The 26332-nt window shown below is 73.2% G+C and carries 21 protein-coding genes and 3 tRNA genes; 19 read left to right on the top strand and 5 right to left on the bottom strand.

Features of this window, described 5'->3' with window-relative positions; translation table 11 throughout:
* The first annotated feature begins 304 nt into the window (after positions 1-304).
* The 5 genes from ACIBSV_RS39050 to ACIBSV_RS39030 all read left to right on the top strand — a co-directional run bounded on the left by ACIBSV_RS39050 (position 305) and on the right by ACIBSV_RS39030 (position 5485).
* Positions 305-1852, top strand: a complete 1548-nt coding sequence (locus ACIBSV_RS39050; protein ID WP_395871737.1) for an amidohydrolase family protein — start codon at positions 305-307, stop codon at positions 1850-1852.
* A gap of 10 nt (positions 1853-1862) precedes the next feature.
* Entirely contained in the window at positions 1863-2714 is an 852-nt protein-coding gene (locus tag ACIBSV_RS39045; RefSeq protein ID WP_395871735.1) for an IclR family transcriptional regulator, read from the top strand.
* Complete coding sequence (locus tag ACIBSV_RS39040; RefSeq protein WP_395871733.1) at positions 2711-3907, top strand: alanine racemase; 1197 nt, start codon at positions 2711-2713, stop codon at positions 3905-3907. Before ACIBSV_RS39045 ends, ACIBSV_RS39040 begins: the two co-directional genes overlap by 4 nt.
* 136 nt (positions 3908-4043) lie before the next feature.
* Positions 4044-5045 (top strand): sugar kinase, encoded by a 1002-nt coding sequence (locus ACIBSV_RS39035; protein ID WP_395871731.1) that lies wholly within the window; start codon positions 4044-4046, stop codon positions 5043-5045.
* A 59-nt stretch (positions 5046-5104) separates the two neighbouring features.
* Complete coding sequence (locus tag ACIBSV_RS39030) at positions 5105-5485, top strand: RidA family protein (protein WP_020549267.1); 381 nt, start codon at positions 5105-5107, stop codon at positions 5483-5485.
* Between the two features lie 19 nt (positions 5486-5504).
* Here the strand turns inward: ACIBSV_RS39030 and ACIBSV_RS39025 are convergent, their stop codons facing one another.
* The 3 genes from ACIBSV_RS39025 to ACIBSV_RS39015 form a co-directional block, all read right to left on the bottom strand.
* Positions 5505-5867 (bottom strand): VOC family protein, encoded by a 363-nt coding sequence (locus tag ACIBSV_RS39025; RefSeq protein ID WP_395871729.1) that lies wholly within the window; start codon positions 5865-5867, stop codon positions 5505-5507.
* 229 nt (positions 5868-6096) lie between these two features.
* A complete protein-coding gene (locus ACIBSV_RS39020) occupies positions 6097-6339 on the bottom strand; it encodes a chaplin (RefSeq protein ID WP_395871726.1) in 243 nt (80 codons plus the stop codon).
* Positions 6340-6458: 119 nt separating this feature from the next.
* Positions 6459-6782, bottom strand: coding sequence for a hypothetical protein (locus ACIBSV_RS39015; RefSeq protein ID WP_395871724.1), 324 nt, complete (start codon positions 6780-6782; stop codon positions 6459-6461).
* A gap of 224 nt (positions 6783-7006) precedes the next feature.
* On the opposite strand from ACIBSV_RS39015, the gene ACIBSV_RS39010 reads away from it, so the two are divergent.
* The 11 genes from ACIBSV_RS39010 to ACIBSV_RS38960 all read left to right on the top strand — a co-directional run bounded on the left by ACIBSV_RS39010 (position 7007) and on the right by ACIBSV_RS38960 (position 22002).
* Positions 7007-7858 carry a DUF4132 domain-containing protein gene (locus ACIBSV_RS39010; RefSeq protein WP_395871722.1) on the top strand — a complete coding sequence of 284 codons (852 nt, stop codon included), beginning with the start codon at positions 7007-7009 and terminating at the stop codon, positions 7856-7858.
* The gene (locus tag ACIBSV_RS39005; RefSeq protein WP_395871720.1) at positions 7855-12735 is read left to right on the top strand and encodes a hypothetical protein; all 4881 of its coding nucleotides are present in this window, start codon (positions 7855-7857) and stop codon (positions 12733-12735) included. Before ACIBSV_RS39010 ends, ACIBSV_RS39005 begins: the two co-directional genes overlap by 4 nt.
* On the top strand, positions 12735-13901 hold the full coding sequence (locus ACIBSV_RS39000; RefSeq protein WP_395871718.1) for an AAA family ATPase: 1167 nt from the start codon (positions 12735-12737) through the stop codon (positions 13899-13901). The genes ACIBSV_RS39005 and ACIBSV_RS39000 overlap by 1 nt, the downstream gene beginning before the upstream one ends.
* A gap of 4 nt (positions 13902-13905) precedes the next feature.
* Positions 13906-17550 (top strand): DUF5682 family protein, encoded by a 3645-nt coding sequence (locus tag ACIBSV_RS38995; RefSeq protein WP_395871716.1) that lies wholly within the window; start codon positions 13906-13908, stop codon positions 17548-17550.
* A complete protein-coding gene (locus ACIBSV_RS38990) occupies positions 17547-19364 on the top strand; it encodes a hypothetical protein (RefSeq protein WP_395871714.1) in 1818 nt (605 codons plus the stop codon). The genes ACIBSV_RS38995 and ACIBSV_RS38990 overlap by 4 nt, the downstream gene beginning before the upstream one ends.
* Positions 19365-19432: 68 nt before the next feature.
* Positions 19433-19505: transfer RNA gene (locus ACIBSV_RS38985), tRNA-Thr, on the top strand.
* Between the two features lie 45 nt (positions 19506-19550).
* Positions 19551-19626: transfer RNA gene (locus ACIBSV_RS38980), tRNA-Met, on the top strand.
* A 76-nt stretch (positions 19627-19702) separates the two neighbouring features.
* The gene (gene rpmG / locus ACIBSV_RS38975) at positions 19703-19867 is read left to right on the top strand and encodes a 50S ribosomal protein L33 (RefSeq protein ID WP_004571794.1); all 165 of its coding nucleotides are present in this window, start codon (positions 19703-19705) and stop codon (positions 19865-19867) included.
* 160 nt (positions 19868-20027) lie between these two features.
* On the top strand, positions 20028-20483 hold the full coding sequence (locus ACIBSV_RS38970) for a MaoC family dehydratase N-terminal domain-containing protein (protein ID WP_395871712.1): 456 nt from the start codon (positions 20028-20030) through the stop codon (positions 20481-20483).
* A gap of 2 nt (positions 20484-20485) precedes the next feature.
* Entirely contained in the window at positions 20486-20914 is a 429-nt protein-coding gene (locus ACIBSV_RS38965) for a MaoC family dehydratase (RefSeq protein WP_395871710.1), read from the top strand.
* Positions 20915-20949: 35 nt separating this feature from the next.
* On the top strand, positions 20950-22002 hold the full coding sequence (locus ACIBSV_RS38960; RefSeq protein WP_395871708.1) for a UDP-N-acetylmuramate dehydrogenase: 1053 nt from the start codon (positions 20950-20952) through the stop codon (positions 22000-22002).
* 37 nt (positions 22003-22039) lie between these two features.
* Here ACIBSV_RS38960 and ACIBSV_RS38955 read toward each other — a convergent pair whose 3' ends face one another.
* Both ACIBSV_RS38955 and ACIBSV_RS38950 read right to left on the bottom strand, forming a co-directional pair.
* On the bottom strand, positions 22040-23113 hold the full coding sequence (locus tag ACIBSV_RS38955) for an adenosine deaminase (protein WP_395871706.1): 1074 nt from the start codon (positions 23111-23113) through the stop codon (positions 22040-22042).
* A 188-nt stretch (positions 23114-23301) separates the two neighbouring features.
* Positions 23302-24552 (bottom strand): pyridoxal phosphate-dependent aminotransferase, encoded by a 1251-nt coding sequence (locus tag ACIBSV_RS38950; protein WP_395871704.1) that lies wholly within the window; start codon positions 24550-24552, stop codon positions 23302-23304.
* Between the two features lie 196 nt (positions 24553-24748).
* Here ACIBSV_RS38950 and ACIBSV_RS38945 point away from each other — a divergent pair.
* From ACIBSV_RS38945 to nusG, 3 genes are all read left to right on the top strand, one after another.
* Positions 24749-24821 (top strand) — tRNA-Trp (locus ACIBSV_RS38945).
* A 119-nt stretch (positions 24822-24940) separates the two neighbouring features.
* Entirely contained in the window at positions 24941-25267 is a 327-nt protein-coding gene (gene secE / locus ACIBSV_RS38940; protein ID WP_079026295.1) for a preprotein translocase subunit SecE, read from the top strand.
* A gap of 65 nt (positions 25268-25332) precedes the next feature.
* On the top strand, positions 25333-26181 hold the full coding sequence (nusG, locus tag ACIBSV_RS38935) for a transcription termination/antitermination protein NusG (RefSeq protein WP_395871703.1): 849 nt from the start codon (positions 25333-25335) through the stop codon (positions 26179-26181).
* Positions 26182-26332 lie beyond the last annotated feature (151 nt).

The raw sequence follows: 26332 nt of genomic DNA, 5'->3' as shown, positions 1-26332 counted from the left end.
CGCGGGGATGCCGCGACCCGAGGGTCGGCCTGTACGTCTGGACGTCTGCATCAATCGACACGAACGGGCCGCAAGGGGGGAAACATCCGGTGCGGCGTGAGCGGGACGTTAGAAAGCGGCGCCGCGTTCCGACAAGGCGTCCCGCCGAACGTTGTGCACTGCAAAATGGTGTGCTGCGAAAGTGGCACCGAGCGCTCACGGACACGTAACGTCCCTGCTCGGTCGATCCGTCGGCCATCCGCAGGACACCGCCCGTTCCGACCGGCTCGGACGCGAGGGACCACGAAGGGCAGGGAGGGCTCGCATGTACGACGTACTGCTGCGCGGCGGGCAAGTGCTCGACGGCACCGGCGCACCCGCCTTCCGGGCCGACGTCGCGATCACCGGCGACCGGATCGCCGCGATCGGCCGCCTGGACGGCGCCCGGGCCGCGACCGAGCTCGACGCGAGCGGCCGGTACGTGGCGCCCGGCTTCGTCGACGCCCACGTGCACGGCGACGCCGCCGTGCTCGACCCCGACGTCCAGCTCGCCGCGCTGCGCCAGGGCGTGACCACCTTCGTGCTCGGCCAGGACGGCCTGTCCTACGCCCCCGCCACCCCCGCCGCGCTGGCCTACGCGACCCGCTACTTCGCGGCGATCAACGGCACCCACCCCGGCCTGGGCGAAGGTCCGGTCTCGGTCGCCGACCTGCTCGACACCTACGACCGCAGCACCGCGGTCAACACCGCCTACCTCGTGCCGCACGGCACCGTCCGCTACAGCGCGCTCGGCCCCACCGCGCGCCCCGCGGACGCCGCCGAGCTGGCCGCGATGACCAAGGCCGTCGAACAGGGCCTGGACGAGGGCGCGTGCGGCCTGTCCACCGGCTTGGAATACGTGCCCGGCCGCTACGCGGACACCGCCGAGCTGGCCGCCCTGCTCGCCCCCGTCGCGGCCCGCGGCCTGCCGCACGTCTCGCACATGCGCGGCTACGAGGGCGCCGCGGGACCGGCCATGCGCGAGATGCTCGACGTGGCCCGCGCGGCGGGCGTGGCCACCCACGTCTCGCACTACCACGGCCCGGCCGAGGAACTGATCGCGATGGTGGACGCGGCCCGGTCCGAGGGCCTGGACCTCACCTACGACGCGTACCCCTACCTGCGCGGCTGCAGCATCCTGGCGATGGTCGCGCTGCCCCGCGCGCTGGACGATCCCGATCCCGACCGGGTGGTGGACGCACTGGCCCGACCGGCCACCCGACGCCTCCTGGCCGACGAGGTGGACCCGGCCCTGTGGCCCCGGATCACCCTCGCGCACGTGCCCGCCGCCGACTTCCGCTGGGCCGAGGGCCGCCGCCTCGTGGACGCCGCCGCCGAGGCCGGCGCGAGTCCCGCGGAATTCTGCGCCGACCTGCTGATCGCCACCGACCTGGTGGCGAGCGCCGTGTTCGACCAGCCGCCGACCAACAGCGACGAATCGGTCCGCGCGCTGCTGCGCCACCCCGCACACATCGGCGGCTCCGACGGCATCTACATCGGCGGCAGCCCGCACCCGCGCGGCTGGGGCGCGTTCGCCCGACTGCTCGCCCGACACGTGGTCGAACTGGGCGACTGGACCTGGGAACAGGCCGCCGTGCACCTCGCGTCGCACCCGGCCCGCCGCTTCGGGCTGACCGACCGGGGCCTGCTCCGGGTCGGCCTGGCCGCCGACATCGCGGTGATCGACCCGACCCGGGTGGCCGACCTCGCCGACTACGGCGACGCCCGCCGACCCGCCGCCGGCATCGACGACGTCCTGGTGGCCGGTGTCCCCGTACTCTCGTCCGGAGCCCTGACGGGCAACACGCCCGGGCGCCCGGTCGGACCGTCCTGAGGACATGCCAGTGAGCACTCACGAGCACGAGCGCGGCGCCCACGAGTCGCCGAGCGAGCCCCGCGGCGGACCGCGCGGCGAGGACCGCCCGCCGGCGGCGCGCAACCAGTCCGCGTCGCTGCGCCGCGCACTCGCCGTCCTGGAGGAGGTCCGCGACCACGCGGGCGCCGAGGGCCTGAACCTGACCGAACTCGCCGACACGCTCGGCCTGTCCAAGAGCACCGTGCTGCGCCTGGCCCAGCCGCTCCTGGACACCGGGCTGCTCGCCCGGGACCGCCGGCACGGCCACTTCCGGCTCGGCCCCGGCGCGCTCGCGCTCGGCCAGGCGTACCTGGCCGGCATCGACCTGCGCACCGCCGCCGCCGAGGAGGCGCACCGGCTGATGCGCGAGGCGGGCGGCACCGTGCACCTGTGCGTTCCGGACGCGCCGCACATCGTCTACATCGACAAGGTCGAGAACGAGACCGCCGTGCGGATGGCGTCGCGGATCGGCAGCCGCGCGCCGATGTACTGCACGGCCGTGGGCAAGGCGATGCTCGCCTGGCTGCCCGAGGACGTGTTCGCGCAGGTGGTCGACGCTGGCCTGCCCACCGTCACCGCCCGCACCCTCACCGACCCGGTGCTGCTGCGTACCGAACTGGCCCGGATCCGCAACCGGGGCTACTCGGTGGACGATCGGGAGAACGAGCCCGAGGTGCGCTGCGTCGCAGCGCCTATCTTCGATCACAACGACGTCGTGGTCGGAGCGCTGTCGGTCTCCGGTCTCACGTCCCGCGTCACCGCCGCGCGGGTCCGCGAGCTGGGACCCGCCGTCGCGGGGGCGGCCCTCCGTGTATCGCGCACCCTGGGAGCGACCCGATGACCCTCGACTCATACACCAAGGGCACCTGGCTGCCGTATGAGGAACTCACCGACGACGAACTCGGTGCCGCCGAACACAGCCTGTTCGACGGGCCGTTCACGTGGCCGGTGATGGTCGCGCGCAAGTCCGCGCTGATCGCGAACGTGGCCACGATGAGCGAGTACACCGCGCGGCACGGCGTGTTGTTCGCGCCGCACGGCAAGACCACCATGTCGCCCGAGCTGTTCGCCGAGCAACTGGCAGCCGGTGCCTGGGGGATCAGCGTGGCGACCGCGAACCAGGCGCTGGCCGCGCACCGGTTCCGGGTGCCCCGGATCCTGATCGCCAACGAGGTGCTGGACGAGAAGGTGCTGCGCTGGGCCGCCACCCGGCCGGACCTGTTGTTCTACGTGGACTCCCGGGCCGGCGTCGAGGTCGCCGCGCGGGCGCTGGCGGCGGTGCCCGGCGGGAAGTTGTCGGTGCTGGTCGAGCTGGGCCGCCCGGGCGGGCGGGCCGGCTGCCGCGACATCGCCGAGGGCGTCGAACTGGCCCGGGCCGCGGCCGAGGTGCCGGGGCTGACCGTGGCGGGCGTGGCCGGCTACGAGGGCGGCCTGCCGGACGCCGCGGCGGTGTCGGACTGGATGCGCGAACTGGTCGGGCTGGCCGACGCGATCGCCGACCTGGTGCCCGGGACGCCGATCGTCTCGGCGGGGGGCAGCGCCTGGTTCGACGCGGTCGTGGACGTGCTCGCGCCGGACGGCAAGCCGCTGCCGGACCGCACGATCATCCTGCGCAGCGGCGCCTACGTCTCGCACGACGACGGCTTCTACACGCGCGTGACGCCGTTCGCCAGGCACCCCGAGGAGGGCTCGCTCGCGGCCGCCCTGGAGGTGTGGGCACAGGTGCTCTCCGCGCCCGAACCGGGTCTGGCCGTGCTCGGCGCGGGCCGCCGGGACGTGCCGTTCGACCAGGACCTGCCGACTCCGCTGCGGGTGCGCGCGCTGGACGGGACGATGCGCGAAGCGGGGGAGGCGCGCGTGGTCAAGCTGGACGACCAGCACGCGTACGTCGACCTCGGCGGGACCACGATGGCCCCGGGCGAGCTGGTCTGCCTGGGTATCTCGCACCCCTGTACGGCGTTCGACAAGTGGCGCGCGGTGCCGGTGGTGGACGACGACCATCGTGTCGTGGACGTGCTGAACACCCACTTCTGAGCCCACCGCTCGGCTCGCCGCGCCGGCCACCCGACCCTCGATCCGCGGCCGAGCCGTCCCGAATCCGAAACCCGACCCGACTCCGAACCCGAGCGCGACGCCGGCTCGGAACCCGACCCCGAATCCGATGCCACCGATGACGCGAATCACGCGAGAGGACATCATGACCGCCGAACCCCGGGAAGCCCCGGACGTGGTCACGCTCGGCGAGACCATGGTGCTGCTCACCGCGCCGCACATCGGCCCGCTGCGGCACGCTCGCACACTCGACGTCGCCACCGGCGGGGCGGAGAGCAACCTGGCCATCGGGATCACCCGACTGGGCCGGCGGGCCGCCTGGATCGGTCGGGTGGGCGACGACGAGTTCGGTCGGTTGGTGCTGACCGTGCTCGGCGGCGAGGGGCTGGACACCCGCGGCGCGGTGGTCGACCCGGACGCGCCCACCGGATTGATGGTCAAGGCGCGGCGCACCAGCGCGGCCACCGACGTGCGCTACTACCGTGCGGGCAGCGCCGGTTCGCGGTTGTGCCCGCAGGACGTGGATCCCGCGCTGGTGCGCTCGGCGAGGATCCTGCACGTCACCGGCATCACCCCCGCGCTGTCCACGACCGCGCGCGCGGCGGTCCGCGCGGCCGTGGCCGAGGCGAACGCGGCCGGCGTCCCGGTCTCGCTCGACCTGAACTACCGCAAGGCGCTGTGGTCGGCCGAGGACGCGGCGACCGAACTGCGCGCGCTGGCCGCCGGCGCGGACATCGTGTTCGCCACCGAGGACGAGGCCCGCCTGGTGCTCAAGGCGCCGGAGCACACCCCGGTGCTCGACCTCGCGCGCGAACTCGGTGCGCTGGGCCCCACCCAGGTGCTGCTCAAGCAGGGCTCGCGCGGCGCCGTCGCGCTCGTCGACGGCCGGCCGCACGAGGTGCCGCTGCACCGGGTCGACGCGGTCGACCCGGTGGGCGCGGGCGACGCGTTCGCCGCCGGTTATCTCGCCGAACTGGTCGAGGGCGGCTCGGTCGCCGCCCGAGTGGCCACCGCCGCCGCGGCCGGCGCGTTCGCGGTCACCGTGCCCGGCGACTGGGAGGGCCTGCCCCGCCGGGACGAACTGCGGCTGCTGCACCAGGACGACGCGGTCGTCCGCTGAGCCGCCCGCTCACCTACTGTCCACAAGCACGAACAATGCGATCAAGGAAGCGAACTCCCATGGCACACAAGGAAATCCGCACCGACGCCGCGCCCAAGCCGGGCGGCACGTACTCGCAGGGCATCGACGCCGGCGACTTCGTCTACACCGCGGGCATGGGCCCGATCGACCCGGCCACCGGCGCGACCGTGGGCGACGACGTGGCCACCCAGACCCGCCAGGTGCTGGACAACCTCAAGGCCGTGCTGGCCGAGGCCGGCCTCGACTTCAGCCACGTGGTCAAGGTGACCACCCACCTGGAGCACCTCAAGCGCGACTTCGCCGGATACGACGAGGTCTACCGCGAGTACTTCACCGCGCCGTACCCGGTGCGCACGACGGTCGGCTCGGACCTGATGAACATCCTGGTCGAGATCGACGTGGTGGCCCGCCGCCCGTGATCTCGGGCCGCGCGGTCGGTCACAGCGGCTGGAGGAATTCCAGCCGGTTGCCCACCGCGTCCTGTGCGTAGCACCTGCGGTGGCCGGGGAACTCGCCGTCCGGGACGACCTCGGTGCCGTTCGCGGTGAGTCTGGCCATCACGTCGTCCAGGTCGGTGACCAGGATGCCGGGATGCGCCTTGCGCGCGGGTCGGAAGTCGGCCTCGACACCGAGGTGGATCTCCAGCGTGCCGGCCCGCACCCACAGGCCGCCGCGCGCGGCCAACACCGGCGGCTTGGCCACCTCGGTCATGCCCAGGACGCCGAGGTAGAAGGCACGGCACGCGTCCTCGCTGCCGGCCGGGATGGCGAGCTGTACGTGGTGCAGGGCGTAGGTCGTCATGCGCGGATGCCTACCCCGGCGCCGCGCCGCACCGAACCCCGGTTCGAACCGACGACCCGATGAACCGACGAACCGATGAAGGCCGGTCCGAAGCCGGGGAGCCCCGGCCGGCCGCCGGGCGCCGGTTCCGATCCGCCCCGCCGGTCGTCGCGGCACACGACGCGGCCCCGCTCGATGCGTGGAAGAACGCACCGAGCGGGGCCGAAGTGTTCGTCAGCCGATGTCGACGTCAGCCGCCGTTGATGCAGGTGTTGCCGATGGTGGGGTTGAGCGCCGCGATGATGTTCACGGTGTTGCCGCACAAGTTGACCGGGACGTGAACCGGAACCTGGATGTTGTTGCCGGAGAGCACGCCGGGCGAGCCCACGGCCGCGCCGTCCGCCTCGGAGCCGGCCATGGCGGGCCCGGCAGCGCCCGCGAGAGCGGCGCCCACGGTGGCGGTCAGGACTGCGGCCTTGGCGATACGCGACATCTTGTGTCGGTCCTTTCGGTTCGTACAGGTCCCACCCGCGGCGGGTGGATCCTGAACAACGCGCCAACCTGCCGTCGGATACGGCGACACGGCCGAACGAGCGGTCGCGATCGGTGAAGTTACGCCGGATGGGCGGCGGCGCGCAGCCGCAGAGCCAGTTCCTGGGCCACCTGCGCGAGTTCCGCGGGCGCGGTCGCGGCCAGCGCGCACAACACGTCCGCGGACGCCTCGGCGACCGCGCGCGGCACCGCTACCGGCGCCAGCGCGTCCAGCATCGAGCGGGTACGCGCCGCGACCGGCGCGGGTTCGGCCGGCTGCGACACCGGGCAGGCCGAGATCGGCGCGCCGGCGGCCGTACCGCCGGCCGTGGCGCCGGGATCCCCTTCCGGCCCGGGACCGGGAATCAGGCTGCGCAGACCTCGGGGTGCGGCGGGCACTGTCATTCCACGCAAGTTAGTCCAAGCGCCGCCCCGAGTTTGCCTCTCGGGCGCGATATTCGGCCATCGAAGGCGGATTTCCCCGGGGTTTCATCCTGGCGGGTGACGGCGCTGTCGGAATCGGCGGCTAACGTTCCCGCCAACCTGGTCACCGGCGCCGAGCGCCTTGTGCCGCTTGGCATTTGACGGGGTGTCACCGACATTCGCGAAGAGCTGTGGAGGGAACGATCGTGGGATGGATCCGGGCGGGCGACTATGAGGTCGCCGTGCAGGACGGCAAGGTGGTGTGCCGCAATGCCAAGGGGCGGCAACTGAAGTCGGTGCCCGGGAAACTCGCCGAGGACCCGGCCGTGGTGGGCCTGCGACAGCTCGTCGAGTGGCTGGAGCGGCACGACCGCTCGTGCCAGGACGCGGTCGAGCGCTGGATGATCGGCTCGCTCCCGGTCCCGGTCGCGGTGTTGTCCCGGGTGTGGCCGGATCCGTCCTGGCAGCGGGTACTGCGCGATCTGGTGGTCACCGCCGACGGCGCCGACGTGGCCGGATTTCTGCGCGGCGCGGACCCCGAGCGCGGCGTCGGCATCGTCGACCCCGACGGCGACACCGTCTACCTCGACGCGCGGACCGTGCGGATCCCGCACCCGGTGCTGCTGGAGGACTTGGAGGACCTGCGCGAGTTCGCCGTCGAACTGGGCGTCGAGCAGCGGGTGCAGCAGCTCTACCGCGAGGTGTGGCACCGACCCGCCGACCTGGACGGCACCCGCAGCGGCATCGAGGAGTTCTCCGGCGGGCGCTACGACCAGTTGCGCTTCCTGATCGGCCGGGCCACCCAACTGGGCTACCAGGTGCGCGGCGGCCAGGCCGTGTGCGCGGTGCTGGACGGCGACCGCGAGGTCGAGGCCCGGATGTGGCTGGGCGACTACGACGGCTACGAATCGACCGAGACCGGCTCGGTCACCTGGACCGAGGGCGGCAGCACGCTGACCCTGGACCGGGTTCCGCCGGTGGCCTGGTCGGAAGGCATGCGCATGGGCGCCGCGCTGTACGCGGGCCGCACGATCGAGACCACGGAGGAAGCGGCATGAGCACCACCCCCGACCCGTCCCGCGTGCTGCTGGACGCCGGCGGCATCCTGCCCGCCGGCACCCTGACCGGCGACGACATCGACACGCTCACGGTGCGCACCTACCTGCACCCCGCGTTCGAGGACCGCCCGATCGTCCGGCTGGTCCCGGCGACGCTGGGCGAGGCCGAGGACCTGGCGCTCGGATTCCTGGGCCTGGCCCGCGAACAGGACGCGCCCGAGGTCGGCCAGGTCCGCCGCGAGGCGCTCGGCTTCCCGGCCTGGGCCCTGGTCAACGACCCGGCGAACGGCCACCACGCGCTGGCCCTGGTCCGCGACATCGAGCGGCTGGACCGGCAGGCCAAGACCAAGCCCGGCGCGGCCAAGGACGGCTTCGACCAGCTCGCGACCCGACTGGGCCGGGCCGTACCGCACTTCCTGCCCACCTTCCACGAGCAGGCCGCGCGGATCTTCCTCAAGCACGACAACACGACCTACGCGTCCGCGTTCTTCGGCAAGGCCCGCGAGGCCGAGCGGGTGCACAACCTGCCGATCGAGGAGGAGCGGCTGCGCGCGGTCTTCCTGGAGTTCGCCTTCGCCGGCGCGCTGACCGCCAAGGCGCTCAAGGAACACGCCAAGGCACTGTCCGCGCGGCTGGGTCCGATCGAGGCATGGGCGCAGTTCCGCCAACTCGCGGTCGAGCGCTGCACCGCGGGCATGCCGCCGTACGCGGGCCTGGCCGAGGACGCCCGCGCGTTGATCCGCGCGGCCGGCGGCGACCACACCGCCGAGGAGCACGCGCTGCTGCGCGAACTGCTCGCCACGCCCGCGATCGGCCGCGCGCCGCTGTCCTTCTGGAAGGTCAACCGCAAGCCGATCGCGGCGCTGGCCGCCGCCGAGCCGGAGATCCGGGTCCGGCTGCTGGAGATCCTGCCCACCCCCGGCGGCTCGACCCCGGACGCCGAACTCGACGATCTGTGGCTCGACCTGCTCGCCGAAGCCGGAGTCCTGGATCTGCTGGTCGGCGGCGACCTGGTCGCCGGCGCCCGGGCCCAATGGGTCACCCGCTGGTCCACGCACCGGCAGCGCGGCTGGCGCTACAACGCGCGCAGCGAGCGCACCGCGAAGCTGCTCGCCGAGATGGCCGACGCGCTGCGCGCCGAGGCGGTGCCGGTCGACCTGTTCAGTGGCAACGGCTGGCGCTCCAGCGTGGACATCGACCTGCTCGACACGGCCCTGTCCGAGCGCATACCGCTGGCCGACCCGGACCCCAAGGGTTCGATCGACCTCGGCGAATGGTGGAACGACCAGGAACCGGGCCGCAGCGAACTGGCCCACGTCGCCGCGGACGAGCGCTACACCGCCCTGCTCCAGGCCGCGATCGGCGGCCTCAAGGGCAACCACCACGCGGCCACCGCCGCGCACCCGGTGCTGCGCGGTGTGCTCGCCCGCTGGCTGACCGAGCAGGGCGCCCGGGTCACCTCGGCGGCCGGCCTGCCCACCGTCGAGCACGAGTTCAAGGTACTGAACGAGTTCCGCGAGGTGGTCGAGGACGTCACCCCGGACCTGGTCTCCCGGATCCGCGCGTTCGACGCCGTCGCCCTGCTGACCACCACGCTGCGCGCCGGCGTCTACGACGAACTCGGCTGGCCCGCGCTGGAGGAGGCGATCGACCTCTTCGGCCGCAAGAGCGAGATCCGGGTCGACGAGGCGTGGCCCGCGCTGGTGCTCTCCTCCGACAAGCGCGCGGTCGTGGTCGGCCCCGAGGGCATCCTGCTCGACCACGAGCCGCGGCTGCCCAAGGAGCGCATCTCGTGGCAGCGCCCCGCCTTCCGCTATGTCGACGGACAACTCCTGGTCGCCTGGTACAACAAGGAGTACGACTGGGAGGCGTACTGGTCCGGGCGCCCGACCGAGACCTTCCCGCTCACCGGCGAGAGCCCCAACGGCGGCTCGGACGCCAACTCGATGCTCTCCCTCGCGCTGCCCGACGGCGGCCGCACCACCGGCGGCCGGCCGCTGTACGCGGGCGACACCAAGCTGCCGCCGCGCCGGGGCGTGCTCACCGACGGCACCACGCACTGGTCGCTCGACTTCGACCGCAGCGACCGCAAGTGGACCGAGTACGACCCGGCCACCGGCACCCACGGCCGGGTCTCGCTGCCCGCGCCGTTCGCCGCCGCGGTCGCCGACGGCGGCGCGTTGGTGGCCGACCGATGCGAACTGCTGCCGCTGCTGCCCGGGCTGGAGAACACTCCGCTGGGCACCGACGGCACACTGCTCGGCCACTGGGTCCGCGTCGACGGGGACACGATCACCGCCGGCTCCGTGGACGGCCGCACCGTCGGCGCGCCCGTGCGCAACCGGCGGCACTGGGACAACACGCCGCAGGAGGTGCCGATCGGCGCGCTGCGCCTGCCCGGCGGCGCGGCCCCGACGGCGGTCGTCGAGAGCGGCGGTAAGGCGACGCTGTGGGCCGGCGACGTGCTGCTCGGCCAGTGCGGCCAACGGGGCGGCGTCGGCGACCTGGCCCTGGGCAGCCGGATCGTCCCGCCGCCGGCGTTCTGGCACGCACTGCGCCCGCGCGACGAGGCCGGCTCGCTGGCCCTGCGCGCGCTCACCCCCGAGCGGGCCGCCGAACTGGTTGCCGAGGTGCACGCGGACCACGAGCGGGCGATGGCCGAGTACGCGATCGCCAAGAAGTCCGAGGACAAGAACAAGCCGAGCCGACCCGACGCCGTGCGGATCGAGCCGGTGCGCCGACTGCTGCCCGAGATCGGCCACGCCGGACTCGTGCGCTGCGTCGCCGGGCTGGCCGCGGACACCTCCCGACTCGCCCGCAGACTCCGCGACTTCGGCAAGGTCACCGTCAAGGAGCGCAAGGCCCGCGTGGTGCCCACCGGCCCCGCGCACGGCCAGGACGCCGAACTGCACCCGGCCCTCGCCGGGATCGCGCGCAACGGCGGATACCGGCACTACGGCACAAGCCCGGCCGCGTGGACCACGATGAACCACATCACCGCCGTGGCCGCGATGCTGGCCCGCACCGACGGCCCGGCCGAGTGGACCACCGAGTCCGACCGGCTCACCGATCCGCACATGTCCTGGCACGAACTGCTCGACCACCGCGCCGCGATGCTCGCCCGTGCGCTGTCCCCGTTCACCTCCGAGGAGCACCGCGCGTCGCTGCTCGTGGCACTGGAGGCGCTCGCCGCCGGCCCGCTGGGCACACCCGCCGGGACGCTGCGCTCGGTCACCCTGTGCGAGCCCAGCCGCAAGAAGAACAAGGACAACAAGCGCCGGGGCCGGGTGATCCGCCGCGGCGACCGCACCATCGTGATCCTGGACAGCCAGTACACCTACGGCAACGACAAGGAGCACTGGACCGCGCTCGACCACGACCCCTCGGGAACGTTCGCGGCGATCGACGGCTTCACCACCCACGAGGAACACCGCTACGTGGAGCCGATGTCCCCGGAGCGGGTCGCCGCCGTGGTGCGCGGGATCCGCGAACACGGTCCGCTGACCTGGCGGCCGGAGGCGGTCACCGCTCTGATGGAGGGCACTGGCCTGGGCCGGGCCGAGGCGAGCCTGTTGCTGACCGGACTGACCGCCGGCGACCTGGACAAGGACCAGCGGGCCCTGCTCCGGCTCAAGGTGGCCGAGATCGACAGCGCACGCTCGCAGCTGGACCGGCTGGAGGGCAGCGCGCGGGCCGGCGTGCTGGGCGCGCTGATCCCCGAACGCCCGGAGGACGTGCACACCCTGTGGACGACGGGCCACGACATCGAGGCCGGCTGCCGCGCCTGGAACACCGCGTTCGGCCGGGTGCTCCGGTTGCCCGAGGACGTCGCGGCGGACGTCCGGGGCCTGTCCGCCGGATCGTTCGAGAGCGTGCTCACCCCGGAATCGTGCAAGTGGATCACCGGCACCTCCACCCACACGGTGGACAAGGACGGCCGCCTGCGCGCCTCCGACAGCGAGGCGGTGCCCAGCGGCCACGGCCTGAAGGCCACCGTGACCGCGCTCGCCTGGCTCGCCTACCGGCTGCCCTACGGCGATCCGCTGCGCGCGCACCTGCCGCACGTGCTCGGCCTGCTGCGCACCCGACTGGCCGACCCGGGACTGGTGTTCGACCTGGACATCGAGTACGCCGAGCGCGGCAACACCGCGGCCCTGCTGCGCGAGGCGGTCGGACTGCCCGCCACCGGCGGCAGCGACCCCGACGGCATACTCCGGCTCGAGGACCGCTTCTGGCTCCGGCCCTGGTACGGCGAGAGCGAATTCGCCGAGGTCCGACCCGCCGGCTTCACCGGTGCCGACGACCCGTGGTTCGACCGGCTGATCGCGCTCCGCGGCGCCGCCGACTCTGCCGGCCTCAAGTCCTTCCGCCGGATCCTGGACCCGGCCTTCGAGGAACTGCTGCGCGCCGACGGCCCGCCCGGCATCCAGCAGGACCCGGCGTACTCGGTACCCGACCTGGTCGCCGAGGTGGCCAAGACGCACGGCATCGGCGAGGACGCGGCGGTCCTGTACCTGCAACTGCTCGCCCTGCCCGACCCCACCGACCGGCACGTCGCCCGCTGGACCGGCTGGAAGCCCGCGCGCCTGAAGAAGGCCCGCACCGAACTCGCGGGCACCGACCTGGTGGTCGAGGCCAAGCGCTCGCGCGCCGGCCGCACGCTGTTCCTGCCCGGCGGCTGGAGCGCGCTCAAGGCCCCCGCACTGCCCGTGGAGACCTGGAAGGAAGGGCTGTACGCGACGCCCACCCACACCACGATCGTGCCCGAATGCCCGGTGCCCGAACTGTTCCACCGGGCCTGGCGACGGGTGCAGGACGGCGATGCGCCAGGCTTCGAACAACTCGTCACCCGCACCACCCGGAAGGGCCGCCGCTGATGGCAACCGCAACCGCAACCGAATCCGCCGCGAGCGCGCGCCAGATACAACCCCCCGAGGACCTGTACGCGAGCGAACTCGCCTTCCTGGCCGCCTACGACCGCGGCCCGCGCCCGCCGGCCTGGCGGCTGACCCCGCGCGCCGTGGTCACCTTCGTGATGGGCAGCGGCGACGAACTCAAGCTGCCCGAACCGGTCGACGGTTTGCCGCGCACCCTGACCATCGGCGCCAAGTTCGTCGGCGAACGCGCCCTCGTCGAGCGCTGCGTGGTCACCCTCGCCGGCGAACGCGGCCTGCTCCTGGTCGGCGAGCCCGGCACCGCGAAGTCGATGTTGTCCGAACTGCTGGCCGCCGCCGTGTGCGGCACCAGCGGGCTCACCGTGCAGGGCACCGCGGGCACCACCGAGGACCAGCTCAAGTACGGCTGGAACTACGCGCTGCTGCTCGCGCAGGGCCCCAGCCGGGGCGCCCTGGTGCCCTCGCCGGTGCTCACCGCGATGACCACCGGCGGGGTGGCCCGGATCGAAGAGGTCACCCGCTGCCTGCCCGAGGTGCAGGACGCGCTGGTGTCGCTGCTCTCCGAGCGCCGGATCGCGGTGCCCGAACTCGCGGGCGGCACCGACGCGCAGGTACACGCCGCGCCGGGCTTCACCCTGATCGCCACCGCGAACCTGCGCGACCGGGGTGTCTCGGAGATGTCCGCCGCGCTCAAGCGCCGATTCAACTTCGAGACGGTCGGCCCGATCGGCGACCACGACGCGGAGATCGCGCTGGTCCGCCGCCAGGCCAAGGCCGCGGTGGAGCGCACCGGGACCGCGTACGCCGTCGACGACACGGTCCTGGAGGTACTGGTCACCGCGTTCCGCGACCTGCGCACCGGCCGCTCCGCCGAGGGCTGGGAGATCGAACGCCCGTCCACCGTGCTGAGCACCGCCGAGGCGGTCTCGGTGGCCTCCTCGCTCGCGCTGGCTGCGGCGTACTTCCCGGGCGACCGGGACGTGCTGAGCCTGCTCCCGGGACACCTGCTCGGCGTCGCGAAGAAGGACGACCCGGCCGACGCCGCCCGGCTCCTGTCCTACTGGGACGCGGCGGTGCGCCGCCGCGCGAAACACGGCTCGGCCACCTGGCGCACCCTGTGGGACCTGCGCGGAGTCCTGGAGGGCTGACGAGGTGTCGACCACACGTACGGACGGGCCCATCGACGAGGCCCGTCCCGCCGCCGAGCGCCTGGCCGCGTCCCGGCAGCCCTACCTGATCGGCGTGCGCCACCACGCCCCCTCGCTCGCCGCCGCCGTCCCGGCCCTGCTGGACGCGGCCCGCCCCGAGGTCCTGCTCGTCGAACTGCCGCACGAGGCCGCGCCCTGGCTGGAGTGGCTCGCGCACAAGGACACCCGGGCTCCGATCGCACTGGCCGGGACCGGGCCGAACGGGCTCGGCTTCTACCCGTTCGCCGACTTCTCGCCGGAGCTGGCCGCCCTGCGCTGGGCCGCCCGCAACGGCGTCCCCGCGATCCCGTGCGACCTTCCGCTGGGGCACCCCGGATGGGACCGCACCGACCACGTGCCCGCGGACGCCGGCGACGGCGCGGCACACGGCGCGGGGACACTGCACGCCGCGCTGCGCGACCGGCTCACCGGCCGCGCCGGCGACGACCTGTGGGACCGGCTGGTCGAGGCCACCGCACCCGGCTCGCCCGCCGAGGCGATCCGCCGGGCGGCGCTCACCGTCGGCTGGGCACTGCGCCGCGACGCGGGCAGCGTGGACCCGGTCGACCTGCGCCGCGAGGCGTGGATGCGCGCCACCCTGCGCGAGGCGACCGCCGGCGGCGCGCGCGCCGCGGTGGTGCTCGGCGCCTTCCACGCGCCGGCCCTGCTCGACCAGGACACCGTCGCGCCCGCCGCCGAGATCGCCGACGTCACGATGTCGCTGATCCCGTACACCTACCCGCTCCTGGACGCGCGCTCCGGCTACCCGGCCGGCATCCGCGACCCGGAGTGGCAGCAGAGTGTGCTGGAATCCGGCGGCGACCCGGCCGCGCTGTACGAGGCGCTGATCGCCGCGGCCGTCCGGATCTGCGCCGAACTGCGCCGCCAGGGTCACCCCAGCGGGCCGGCCGACGCCCGCGAGATCGTCCGGCTCGCCGGCGACCTGGCCAACCTGCGCGGGCTGCCCGCGGCGGGCCGCGGCGAACTGCTCGAGGCGGTGCAGACCGTGCTCACGCACGGCGAGCCGCTGGGCCGGGGCCGCTCGGTGGCCCGCGCGCTCGAACACGTTCTGGTCGGCACCCGGGCCGGCCGCCCCGCGCCGGCCGCGCCGCGCAGCGGCCTGGGCCCCGAGGTCGAACGCCGGATCGCCGAACTCGGCCTGCCCGGCCCCGCCGACCCGGCCGAACGCGACCTGCGCCTGGACCCGCTGCGCAGCGACCTGGATCGGCGCCGCGAACTGCTCCTGCAACAACTGACGACCTGTCGGATCCCGTACGCCGAACCGGTCGCGGTGGTCGGCGCGGGCGGTGCGGACGCGGTCACCACCCGCTGGCGGGTGCGCTGGACACCGTCCGCCGCGGCACTGCTGGACGCGGCCGGCACGCGCGGCGTGACCCCCGAACAGGCTGCCGAAGGCACCCTGCGCGCGCGGCACCGGACCGAACTCGACGAGGGCGGCCCCACCGCCGAACAGATCCTCACCGGGCTCGAACGCGCCGCCGCGTGCGGCCTGACCGAGCTCACCGCGACCCGGCTGACCGAGACCGCCGACACCCTCCCCGGCATCGCCACCCTTCCGAACCTGCTCACCGCGCTGACCCTGACCGACCGCATCCACGCGGGCCACCTGGGCGTCGCACCGGAGCCCGCACCCGAGCCCGAGGCGGCATCCGAGTCCGAGCCGGGCAACGACGCGCCGGGCAACGAGACGGCAGACGCCGACCCGAAGGCGGTCGACTCGAAGTCCGGCTCCGCCGGGGGACCCGACATCACCCGGACCCTGCTCACCGCCGCCGTCCGCCACCTCGACGGCCTGGACGGATCCGACGATCCCGCCGACGCGCGAGCCCTGGCCGATCTGGCCGGGCGCGCCGACGCTTTCGGCGGACTGCGGCTGTCCACCGGACTGGCCCGGCTGGCCGCCGACGGTTCGCCGCTGATGTCCGCCGCCGCCGGTGCGATCCGGGTCCTGCTCGGGCACGAGGACGCGGTCGTCCTCGGCGACCGGATCGGCTCCTGGATCGACACCGCGACCACTCCCGCGGCCCGCGCCGACCTGACCCGTCGACTCACCGGCCTGCTCACGGCGGCCGGCCCGCTGCTGCAAACCGGCGGCCCGGTGTCGACCGCGCTCCTGGACCGCGTCGACACCCTTGCCGACCGCCCGTTCCTGGAGCGCCTGCCGGCGCTGCGCGGCGGCTTCGACACGCTCAGCCCCGCGGCCCGCGACCGGGTACTGGACGCGGTGGCCGACCACCTGGGCGACCGCGTCGACACCGACACCGACCCGCTCGAACTGGCCCGCTGGACCGGTGCCGACCTGGCCGCCCGCGAAGCCCTCACCCGACGCGGCCTGCTACCCCCACCCGAACCCACCGCCGGCGCGTCGCGAGACGAGATCGGCTCGCCCGGCGCCGTAACACCGCAGCCTCCGAATTCCGCGCAACCGGTGGGCGAGGGCGCACAATTGCCGGCCGACCGGACCGCAATCCCGCCACCCGCCCACGAAATCCCGAGCGCCCAGCGCTGGAAGCTCATTCTCGGCCGCCGCTCCGACCGCCTCCCGGGCAACGCCGCCCGGATGGCCACCGCGCTCGACGAGCTCTACGGCACCGGCCGAGGCGAAGGTGCCCGGGGCGACCTCGGCGACGGCGACCGCGGCGGCCGGGAAGCCCCCTACCCGGGCGTGCGGGAATGGTCCGAGGAACTGATCGCCCTGTTCGGCCCCGCCGTCCGCGAGGAGGTGCTGGCCGCCGCCGCGGCGGCCGGGCGCACCGACGTGCTCACCCACCTCGACCCGGCCGCCGCCCGCCCCTCCGTGGACCTGCTCAAGACCGTCCTGGCCCACGCCGGCGGCCTCCCCGAGGGCAAACTCGCGCTGCTGCGCCCGCTGATCGCCCGGATCGTCGCCGAGCTCACCCGCGAACTCGCCACCCGCCTGCGACCCGCCCTGACCGGCATCACCACACCGCGCCCGACCCGCCGCCCCGGCGGCGCGCTCGACCTGCCGCGCACCCTCCGCGCCAACCTCACCACCGCCCGCCGCAACCCGGAGGGCACCGTGGTCGTGGTCCCGGAGCGGCCGATCTTCAGGACCCGCGCGAGCCGCAGCAACGACTGGCGGCTGATCCTGGTCGTCGACGTGTCCGGCTCGATGGAGGCCTCCACCATCTGGTCCGCGCTCACCGCGTCGATCCTGGCCGGCGTCCCGTCGCTGAGCACGCACTTCCTGGCCTTCTCCACCGAGGTGATCGACCTCACCGAGCATGTGCACGACCCGCTCGGCCTGCTCCTGGAGGTGAACGTCGGCGGCGGCACGCACATCGCCGCCGGCCTGCGGGCCGCCCGCGAACTGGTCACCGTGCCCTCCCGCACGCTGATCACCGTGATCAGCGACTTCGAGGAGGGCTACCCGCTGGGCGGCCTGCTCGGCGAGGTGCGTGCGCTGGCCTCCTCCGGCTGCCACATCCTCGGCTGCGCGAGCCTGGACGACGCGGGCCGGCCGCGCTACTCCACCGCCGTCGCCGGCAGCCTCGTCGCCGCCGGCATGCCGGTCGCCGCCCTGAGCCCCACCGAACTGGCCCGCTGGGTCGGAGAGAAGGTCCGATGAGCACGCAGGGCCTGCCACCCGTCGCGCCGGACGTCACCGCCGACATCGTCGAGGCACTCACCCCGCGCCTGCGCAAACGCCTGGACGCCGCGATCGGCAAACTCGCCGCGTGCGCGGTCGAACGCGACGGCGACACCGTGCGGATCACCGTCGGCGACGACGCCGAACTGACCCTGTACATCCCGACCGGGGCGGTCACCACCACCGCCGACCTGCGCTGCTCGTGCCTGCTCGCACCCGCCTGCGTACACCGCGCCGCGGCCGCCGCCTCGGCCCCGGTCGCCGAAGGCACACCCGGCGCCGACGCCGGCACCGAGACCACGGACCCGGCCGGGACCGCGGCGCCGACCGAGGCCGTCGAACCCATCGGCGCCGAACCCGCCGGCCCCACCGACGCCGAACGCGCCGCCGCCGACGCGCTGTGGACCGCCGGCGCCGCGATCGTGGACGCCGGCCTGGACAGCGCCGGCGCGGTGCTCCAGGCCGGCCTGCTGCGCGCCGCGCACACCGCGCGTCTGGCCGGACTGCACCGCGCGTCCGCCGCCGCCGTCGCGGTGGCCACCGGGCTGCGCGCCGCCCGCGCCGACGATCCCGCGTACCGGCTCGCCGAGCTGGTCGCCGCACTGCGCGAACTGCTCGACGTCGCCCATGCGTTGCGGACCTCGACGGGCGAGGCCGCGCAGGCGCTCGAGGCGTTGCGCGGCACCTCCCGCCGGGCCTACGCCGCGGCCGGTTCGCTGCGCCTGTACGGCCTGTTCACCGAACCGGTGCTGACCGCACGCGGCTTCGCGGGCGCGGTGACCACCACTGTGGACTCCACCGGCACGCTGCGCACGATCGGCGACGTCGCACCCGGCGGCGCCGAACGCGCGGTCGGTGCCGCGACCCGCGCGATCCGGGTCGGCGACACCTCCATCGACCCGGTCGCGTTGACCCGTGCGGGCCTGGTCGTCTCCGGTGCCACCGCGTCCGCGGGCGGCCGACTGGGCGCCGGCCAGGGCGTGCGCGCGGCACGGGCGAGCGGCGTGGCCTGGACCGAGGAACCCCTGCGCGATCTGTGGGAGGTCCCGCTGCCCGCCCAGGTCGACCGCGTGGTGGGTCATCGCGACCTGCCCCCCGACGACCGTCCCGCCGGCGCCGACCTGCTCTTCCTCGACGTCACCGTGCTCGGCACCACCGCCGGCGCCCGGGACCGGGTGCACGCCGCGTGCGGCGAACTGGATGTGCACCTGCTGGTCGCGCACGCCGACCCCGCCTTCGCCTACCGGGACAACCTGCGCCTGCTGGCAACCTGCCCCGGCCTGCGGCTGCGGCTGATCGGTCGGCTCGAACCCGGTGCCGACCGCGCGGTCCGGGTGCTGGCGATCGGCATCCCACCGGGGGACGGGCCCACCCTGCGGCTGACCGAGGAGCGGCTGGGCCGGATCGACCTGGGCCTGGACCGGCTGCATCGTGCCGACCTCCCGAGTGCAGCGCCGGCCGGGGCGCCGACCGGCGCTGCCGAGGAACCGTCGCCCGCCCCGCTGTACCTGATGCACCGTCACGTCGAACGCGCGATCAGCGGCGGCCGGCCGGTACTCGCCCTGGCCGGCTCCACCGCCGGCGACACCGCCCGACTGCGCCGGGTCGGACTGACCACGGGGGCGGATCTGGTCGAGCGCCTCACGCACGTCGCGGCGGGCCGCGAACGGGATGTTTTCGGGCGTCTTCGCACGGGCGACAACGACCTTTTGTCCGCTGCGTGGCTGGCCGCCGCCGTGTACGCGCAAACCGTCGAAGGGGCTCTGACCAGGTCTGTTTGGTCCACCGAGTAGTCGAGCCGGGGGCGTTGCGCCAATCGATTTCCGATCGGTGACGGGCAGCGTGTATGGTTTTCCTGCTCGCCCCAATAGCTCAGTCGGTAGAGCGTCTCCATGGTAAGGAGAAGGTCTACGGTTCGATTCCGTATTGGGGCTCAGACGATGGGATCCCCGCCTGGGAACAGGCGGGGGCCTCGTTGAGGCGGCGTAGCTCAGACGGTAGAGCAAGCGGCTCATAATCGCTGTGTCACCGGTTCAAGTCCGGTCGCCGCTACCAAGCGAGCCGATTCGGGGGAGACTCCGCATCGGCTGCTTTTGCTGTATTCACCCCTGACCGCAAGGAAGGCACTCCAGTGGCTGCCACCGACGTCCGCCCGAAGATCACGCTGGCCTGCGTGGAGTGCAAGGAGCGGAACTACATCACCAAGAAGAACCGGCGTAACGACCCGGACCGTCTTGAGATGAAGAAGCACTGCCCCCGCTGCAACGCGCACACCGCGCACCGCGAAACCCGCTAGCGGCTCGCACCACGACACCGACGAGGCCACTCCCCGCAAGGGGGGTGGCCTCGTTGTCGTATTCTCCGCAACGTCGCCCGCGCCGGCCCGCCTCCGCCGGCCCGCGATGCAACGGTCCGCCATCCATCAGCCCCGCCCATCCATCAGGGAGACCCGCTTCATGCCGCTGGACGCGAAGTTCATCGGACGGACGTATCCGCCCACCGAGCCGTACGAGGTGGGTCGGGAGAAGATCCGCGAGTTCGCCGCGGCGATCGGTGACCCCGATCCCGCGTACAACGACCCCGAGGCGGCCAAGGCGCTCGGCCACCCGGACGTGATCGCGCCGCCGACGTTCGCGATCGTGGTCACCATGCGCGCGGCCGACCAGGTGGTGTACGACCCCGAACTGGGCCTGGACTACTCGCGCGTCGTGCACGGAGACCAGAAGTTCACCTACACGCGGCCGGTTCGCGCGGGCGACCGACTGACCGTGGTGACCACCGTGGACAACATCAAGTCCCTCGCGGGCAACGACATCCTCACCACGCGCGCCGAGGTGACCACGGTGGAGGGCGAGCACATCGTCACCGCGCTCTCGTCCCTGGTGGCCCGGGCCGCCGACTCGGAGGCCTGATCATGACCGCCAAGATCTCCTTCGACGACGTCGAGGTCGGCACCGAACTGCCCGCGCGCAGCTTCCCGGTCACCCGCGAGACCCTGGTCCGCTACGCGGGCGCCTCCGGCGACTTCAACCCGATCCACTGGAACGGCCGCTTCGCCGGCGAGGTCGGCCTGCCCGACGTCATCGCGCACGGGATGTTCACCATGGCCGAGGCCGCACGCGTGGTCACCGGCTGGCTCGGCGACCCGGGCGCGCTGATCGAGTTCGGTGTGCGCTTCACCAAGCCGGTCGTGGTCCCCGACACCGTCGACGGCGCGACCATCGAGGTCAGCGGCAAGGTCGCGGTGCTCCTGGACGACCGCCGGGCCCGGGTGGACCTGCTGGTCACCGCCGCCGGCGCCAAGGTCCTGGGCGTGCCCCGGGCCATCGTGCAGCTGGCCTGAGTCCCGCCCCGGTCGGGTGATGCGAGAATCCAACGGTGCAGCCTGAAACCGACGCGCCTCTCGCCTCCCTGACCACCCTCCGCCTCGGCGGTCCGGCTCGTCGGCTCCACACGGCCACGACCACCGACGCGGTACTGGCGACCGTGCGCGCCGCCGACGAGCAGGGCATCCCGTTGCTCGTGCTCGGCGGCGGCAGCAACCTGGTCGTCGGCGACGACGGCTTCCCGGGCGACGTGCTGCGGATCGCCACCACCGGACTCCGCGTCGACGGCACCGACGTGAGCGTCGAGGCCGGCGTGCCGTGGGACGACGTGGTCACCGCCGCCGTCGCCGCGGGGTTGTCCGGCATCGAATGCCTCGCGGGCATCCCGGGCAGCGCCGGCGCGACCCCGGTGCAGAACGTCGGCGCGTACGGCCAGGAGGTCGCCGAGACCATCGCCTCGGTCGAGGTCTACGACCGCACCGAGCGCGCGCCGCGCACGCTGACCGCCGCCGAGTGCGGCTTCACCTACCGGCACAGCGTGTTCAAGGGCGACGACCGCTACGTGGTGCTGCGGGTGCGCTTTCGACTGCGCGACGACGCCGGCCGCTCGGCGCCGATCCGGTACGCGGAACTGGCCCGCGCGCTCGGCGTCGAGCCCGGTGAGCGGGTCCCGGTCGAGGCCGCCCGCGCCGCGGTGCTCGGCCTGCGGCGCGGCAAGGGCATGGTGCTGGACCCGGCCGACCACGACACCTGGAGCGCGGGTTCGTTCTTCACCAACCCGATCCTGACCCACGACGCCTTCGCCGACCTGACCGCGCGGGCCGCGCGGCACCTGGGCCCCGACGCCACCCCGCCGCGCTACCCGTCCGGCGACGACCACGTCAAGACCTCCGCGGCCTGGCTGATCGAACGCGCCGGCTTCCCCAAGGGCTACGGGCAGGGCCGGGCGCGGATCTCCACCAAGCACACCCTGGCCCTGACCAACCGGGGCCGGGCCAGCACCGAGGACCTGCTCACCCTGGCCCGCGAGGTCCGGGACGGTGTGCACGCGACGTTCGGCGTCACCCTGGTCAACGAACCGGTCCTGATCAACGCCAAGCTCTGACCGCTCGGGCCGCCCGAAATCCGCGCCCCCCGTCGGCTCACCCGACCGGCGGCCGGGCCGGAACCAGATCCGGCGCCGGCGCGGCACCCGGTGCCGCCAGCCACCCGTCCACCCCGTCCAGCAACGCCCGCTGTACCTGCGCCGGCGCCACCGACCCGAGGATCGACTGCCGGGCCAGTTCGGCCAACTCCGGATCGGTGAACCCGTGTTCGTCCCGGGCCAGCTCGTACTGCGCGGCCAACCGGGACCCGAACAACAACGGATCGTCGGCACCCAGCGCGATCGGCACCCCCGCCTCGAACAGCCTCCGCAGCGGCACGTCCGAGACCTTGTCGTAGACGCCGAGCGCGACGTTGGAGGCCGGGCACACCTCGCACACGATCCGCCGCCGCGCCAGCAGCGCCATCAGCTCGGGATCCTCCACCACCCGGATCCCGTGCCCGAGCCTGCGCGCGCCCAACACGTCCACGCATTCGCGAATGCTGCGCGGCCCGTCCAACTCGCCACCGTGCGGGTTCGCGAACAACCCGGCGTGCCGGGCGATCTCGAAGGCCCGCTCGAACGCGGGCGCCCGACCCCGCCGCTCGTCGTTGGACAACCCGAACCCGACCACGCCGCGATCGGTGTACTGCGCGGCGAGCCGGGCCAGCGTGCGCGCCTCCAATTGGTGCTTGGTGCGATTGGCCGCGATCACCACGGCGATCCCGATCCCGGTCGCCGCGCGGGCGGCCTCCACCGCGTCCAGCACGATCTCCACCGCGGGCGTCAGTCCGCCCAGACGAGGCGCGTACGAGGTCGGATCCACCTGGATCTCCAACCAGCCCGACCCCTCGGCCCGGTCGTCCTCGGCCGCCTCGCGGACCAGCCGATGCATGTCGTCCGCGGTCCGCACACACGAGCGGGCGATGTCGTACAGCCGCTGGAAGCGGAACCAGCCCCGCTCGTCGGTGGCCCGCAATCGTGGTGGTCGACCCGAGGTCAGCGAGTCGGGCAGCCGCACTCCGTGCAGATCCGCCAGTTCCAACAGGGTTTCCGACCGCATGGATCCCGTGAAGTGCAGGTGGAGATGAGCCTTCGGGAGGGTGCGGACATCGCGTGCGGGACGATCCATCCACAGATCATGGACCACCGGCCCCGTCCACGTGAGGGGTACCGCGGATGATCCCCCTGAAGGAGAGCGGAAACTTCGGGGGCCGGCGCGTGAACGCCTCCGCGTCCACCCGCGCGCCCGCACCCAAGACCGCCGCGAAAGGGCCGCCGCCCGGTCTCCCGTGCAACGGCCCCAGGGCACGCGGACGCCTACTCGGCCTCGGCCAGCAGCCGCGCGATCCGCCCGATGCCCTCGACCAGATCGTCGTCGCCGAGCGCGTAGGACAACCGCAGATAGCCCGGGGTGCCGAAGGCCTCGCCCGGCACCACGGCCACCTCGACCTCGTCCAGGATCAGGCTCGCCAACTCGGCCGAGCTGCTCGGGCGGGCGCCGCGGATCCTTCGGCCCAGCACCCCCTTGACCGACGGATACACGTAGAAGGCGCCCTTGGGCTCGGGGCACCGCACGCCCGGGATCTCGTTCAACATCCGCACGATCGTGCGCCGGCGGCGGTCGAAGGCCACCTTCATCGTGTCCACCGCGGTCAGGTCGCCGGTCAGCGCGGCCAGCGCGGCGGCCTGCGCCACGTTGCACACGTTCGAGGTGGCGTGCGACTGGAGGTTCGTCGCGGCCTTGATCACGTCCCGGGGACCGATCACCCAGCCGACCCGCCAGCCGGTCATCGCGTAGGTCTTGGCGACGCCGTTGACGATCACGCAGCGATCCGCCAGCTCCGGCACCACCACCGGCATCGAGACGAACTCGGTGTCGTCGTAGACGAGGTGTTCGTAGATCTCGTCGGTCAGCACCCACAGCCCGTGCTCGACCGCCCAGCGCCCGATCGCCTCGGTCCGGGCCCGCGAGTACACCGCGCCGGTCGGGTTCGACGGCGAGACGAACACCAGCACCTTGGTGCGCTCGGTGCGCGCCGCCTCCAACTGCTCGACGGACACCAGATAGCCGGTGGTCTCGTCGGCGACCACCGCCACCGGAACCCCGCCCGCGAGCTTGATCGACTCCGGGTAGGTGGTCCAGTACGGCGCGGGCACCAGCACCTCGTCGCCCGGATCCAGGATGGCGGCGAACGCCTCGTGGATGGCCTGCTTGCCGCCGTTGGTGACGAGCACCCGGTCCGGCTCCACCGCCAGGCCCGAGTCGCGCAGTGTCTTGGCGACGATCGCGGCCTTCAACTCCGGCAGCCCGCCGGCCGGGGTGTACCGGTGGAACCCGGGCTCGCGGCACGCCGCGACCGCCGCGTCCACGATGTAGTCGGGCGTCGGGAAGTCCGGCTCGCCGGCGCCGAAGCCGACCACGGGGCGACCGGCCGCCTTGAGCGCCTTGGCCTTGGCATCGACCGCGAGCGTCGCGGACTCGGCGATGGCGCCGACGAGGGCGGAGATCCGACGCTCGGGCGCGGGTACGGACGGGGAACTGGAGGTGGGAGCCGTCATGCCCGGCATGGTGCCATTCCGGTCCCACCGGGGGCACGCGGAAAACGGGCGGGCGGCGCCCGACGGCCGGCCCGCGCGGCACGGGTTCGACCTGACGCACTCGACCCCGTACACTCGACGCTTGGCGGTCCCAACCTGCGTGCTGCCGCGCCCGAAAATTTCGTGTTCTCGGGTCGGCGACTCCGCTAGGTTGATGACCGGATGAAGGGCACTAGCTCAATTGGCAGAGCACCGGTCTCCAAAACCGGGGGTTGGGGGTTCAAGTCCCTCGTGCCCTGCGATGTGTGACCGCGGTCGATCCCCGGATCGACCGTGACTCGCACGCAGTCAGCGCAAACTGTCGGCGCCGACAACCCCGTCGGTGATCCACGGTCGGACCGGATCAGGTGAGGACGAGTTGACGGAGGCCCACGGCTCCACGGCTACGCCTGAGCACAGCAGCTCTGATGGCCGCGGCTCCGACGACGAGCCCCCCGGCGGTCGCCGGGCGAACCGCCCGAAGGGCTCTTCGGGCAAGCCGGAGCAGAAGAAGAAAAACCTGTTCGCGCGGGCGGCTCTCTTCTACCGGCAAATCATCGCCGAGCTGCGCAAGGTCGTTTGGCCGACCCGCAACGAGCTGAGCACGTACACCACGGTGGTCATCGTGTTCTGTCTGATGATCATCGGAATCGTCTACGGACTCGACCTCGGCTTCGCGAAGGCAGCGCTCGCCATCTTCGGCTGAGCCCCACCCTTGCGCAGCGCGCCTGCAACGACCGTTCGACCCCCAGCCAGGAAGAAGCACCCAACGTGTCTGACCCGAACCTGTCCGCCGACAACTCCGCCGACGAGACGGCGGCCCTGTCGGAGCAGGCGGAGGCCGCTGCTCTCGAGGACGCCCTCGAGGACGCGGCCGAGGCCCCGGCCGTCTCCACCGATGACGAAGTGGAAGACGCCGAGGCCACCGAGGACGACGCCGAGGGCGTGGACGACGAAGAGTTCGAGGACGACGACGAGGCCGCCGAGGCCGAGGACGACGCCGAGCTCGAGGACGCCCCCGAGGGCGACCCGATCGAGGACTTCAAGGAAGCGCTCCGCCGCGCCCCGGGCGAGTGGTACGTCATCCACTCGTACGCCGGCTACGAGAACCGCGTGAAGGCCAACCTCGAGTCCCGCACCACCTCGCTCAACATGGAGGACTACATCTTCCAGGTCGAGGTGCCGCAGGAAGAGGTCGTCGAGATCAAGAACGGCCAGCGCAAGACCGTCAAGCGCAACAAGTTCCCCGGCTACGTGCTGGTCCGGATGGACCTGACGAACGAGTCGTGGGGCGCCGTCCGGAACACCCCCGGTGTCACCGGCTTCGTCGGCAACGCGCACGAGCCCTTCCCGCTCACCCTCGACGAGGTCGTCAAGATCCTCGCCCCCGAGGAGGAGAAGGCGACCGGCGGCGGCAGCGGTGCCAAGAGCACGACCGAGGTCAAGGTGCTCGACTTCGAGGTCGGCGACTCGGTCACCGTCATCGACGGTCCCTTCGCGACGCTGCAGGCGACGATCAACGAGATCAACGCCGATTCGCAGAAGGTCAAGGGCCTGGTGGAGATCTTCGGGCGCGAGACGCCGGTCGAGCTCTCGTTCAACCAGATCCAGAAGAACTGATACTTCCCCCAGGTGGGACCCCGTTTCGCCGGGGTCGCATCCGGGTGGTGGACAAGGCGCCCTCACAACGGTGGTTATCGTTGAGGGGGCGCCGCACCGCGTGGCGGGCCCGAACACGTCCGCGCTCCGCGTGGTGATCGGGACGTACATC

This window comes from Embleya sp. NPDC050154 (genome assembly GCF_044460165.1).
GTDB lineage: Bacteria > Actinomycetota > Actinomycetes > Streptomycetales > Streptomycetaceae > Embleya.
This window is presented reverse-complemented; position numbering and strand designations above follow the sequence as displayed.

What these genes read in the sequence shown, in the direction of transcription:
- ACIBSV_RS39050 (WP_395871737.1), top strand. Translation starts at nt 305, where the DNA reads ATGTACGACGTACTGCTGCGCGGCGGGCAAGTGCTCGACGGCACCGGC.
- ACIBSV_RS39040 (WP_395871733.1), top strand. Translation starts at nt 2,711, where the DNA reads ATGACCCTCGACTCATACACCAAGGGCACCTGGCTGCCGTATGAGGAA.
- ACIBSV_RS39035 (WP_395871731.1), top strand. Translation starts at nt 4,044, where the DNA reads ATGACGCGAATCACGCGAGAGGACATCATGACCGCCGAACCCCGGGAA.
- ACIBSV_RS39030 (WP_020549267.1), top strand. Translation starts at nt 5,105, where the DNA reads ATGGCACACAAGGAAATCCGCACCGACGCCGCGCCCAAGCCGGGCGGC.
- ACIBSV_RS39025 (WP_395871729.1), bottom strand. Translation starts at nt 5,867, where the DNA reads ATGACGACCTACGCCCTGCACCACGTACAGCTCGCCATCCCGGCCGGC.
- ACIBSV_RS39020 (WP_395871726.1), bottom strand. Translation starts at nt 6,339, where the DNA reads ATGTCGCGTATCGCCAAGGCCGCAGTCCTGACCGCCACCGTGGGCGCC.
- ACIBSV_RS39015 (WP_395871724.1), bottom strand. Translation starts at nt 6,782, where the DNA reads ATGACAGTGCCCGCCGCACCCCGAGGTCTGCGCAGCCTGATTCCCGGT.
- ACIBSV_RS39005 (WP_395871720.1), top strand. Translation starts at nt 7,855, where the DNA reads ATGAGCACCACCCCCGACCCGTCCCGCGTGCTGCTGGACGCCGGCGGC.
- ACIBSV_RS39000 (WP_395871718.1), top strand. Translation starts at nt 12,735, where the DNA reads ATGGCAACCGCAACCGCAACCGAATCCGCCGCGAGCGCGCGCCAGATA.
- ACIBSV_RS38990 (WP_395871714.1), top strand. Translation starts at nt 17,547, where the DNA reads ATGAGCACGCAGGGCCTGCCACCCGTCGCGCCGGACGTCACCGCCGAC.
- ACIBSV_RS38970 (WP_395871712.1), top strand. Translation starts at nt 20,028, where the DNA reads ATGCCGCTGGACGCGAAGTTCATCGGACGGACGTATCCGCCCACCGAG.
- ACIBSV_RS38965 (WP_395871710.1), top strand. Translation starts at nt 20,486, where the DNA reads ATGACCGCCAAGATCTCCTTCGACGACGTCGAGGTCGGCACCGAACTG.
- ACIBSV_RS38955 (WP_395871706.1), bottom strand. Translation starts at nt 23,113, where the DNA reads ATGGATCGTCCCGCACGCGATGTCCGCACCCTCCCGAAGGCTCATCTC.
- ACIBSV_RS38950 (WP_395871704.1), bottom strand. Translation starts at nt 24,552, where the DNA reads ATGCCGGGCATGACGGCTCCCACCTCCAGTTCCCCGTCCGTACCCGCG.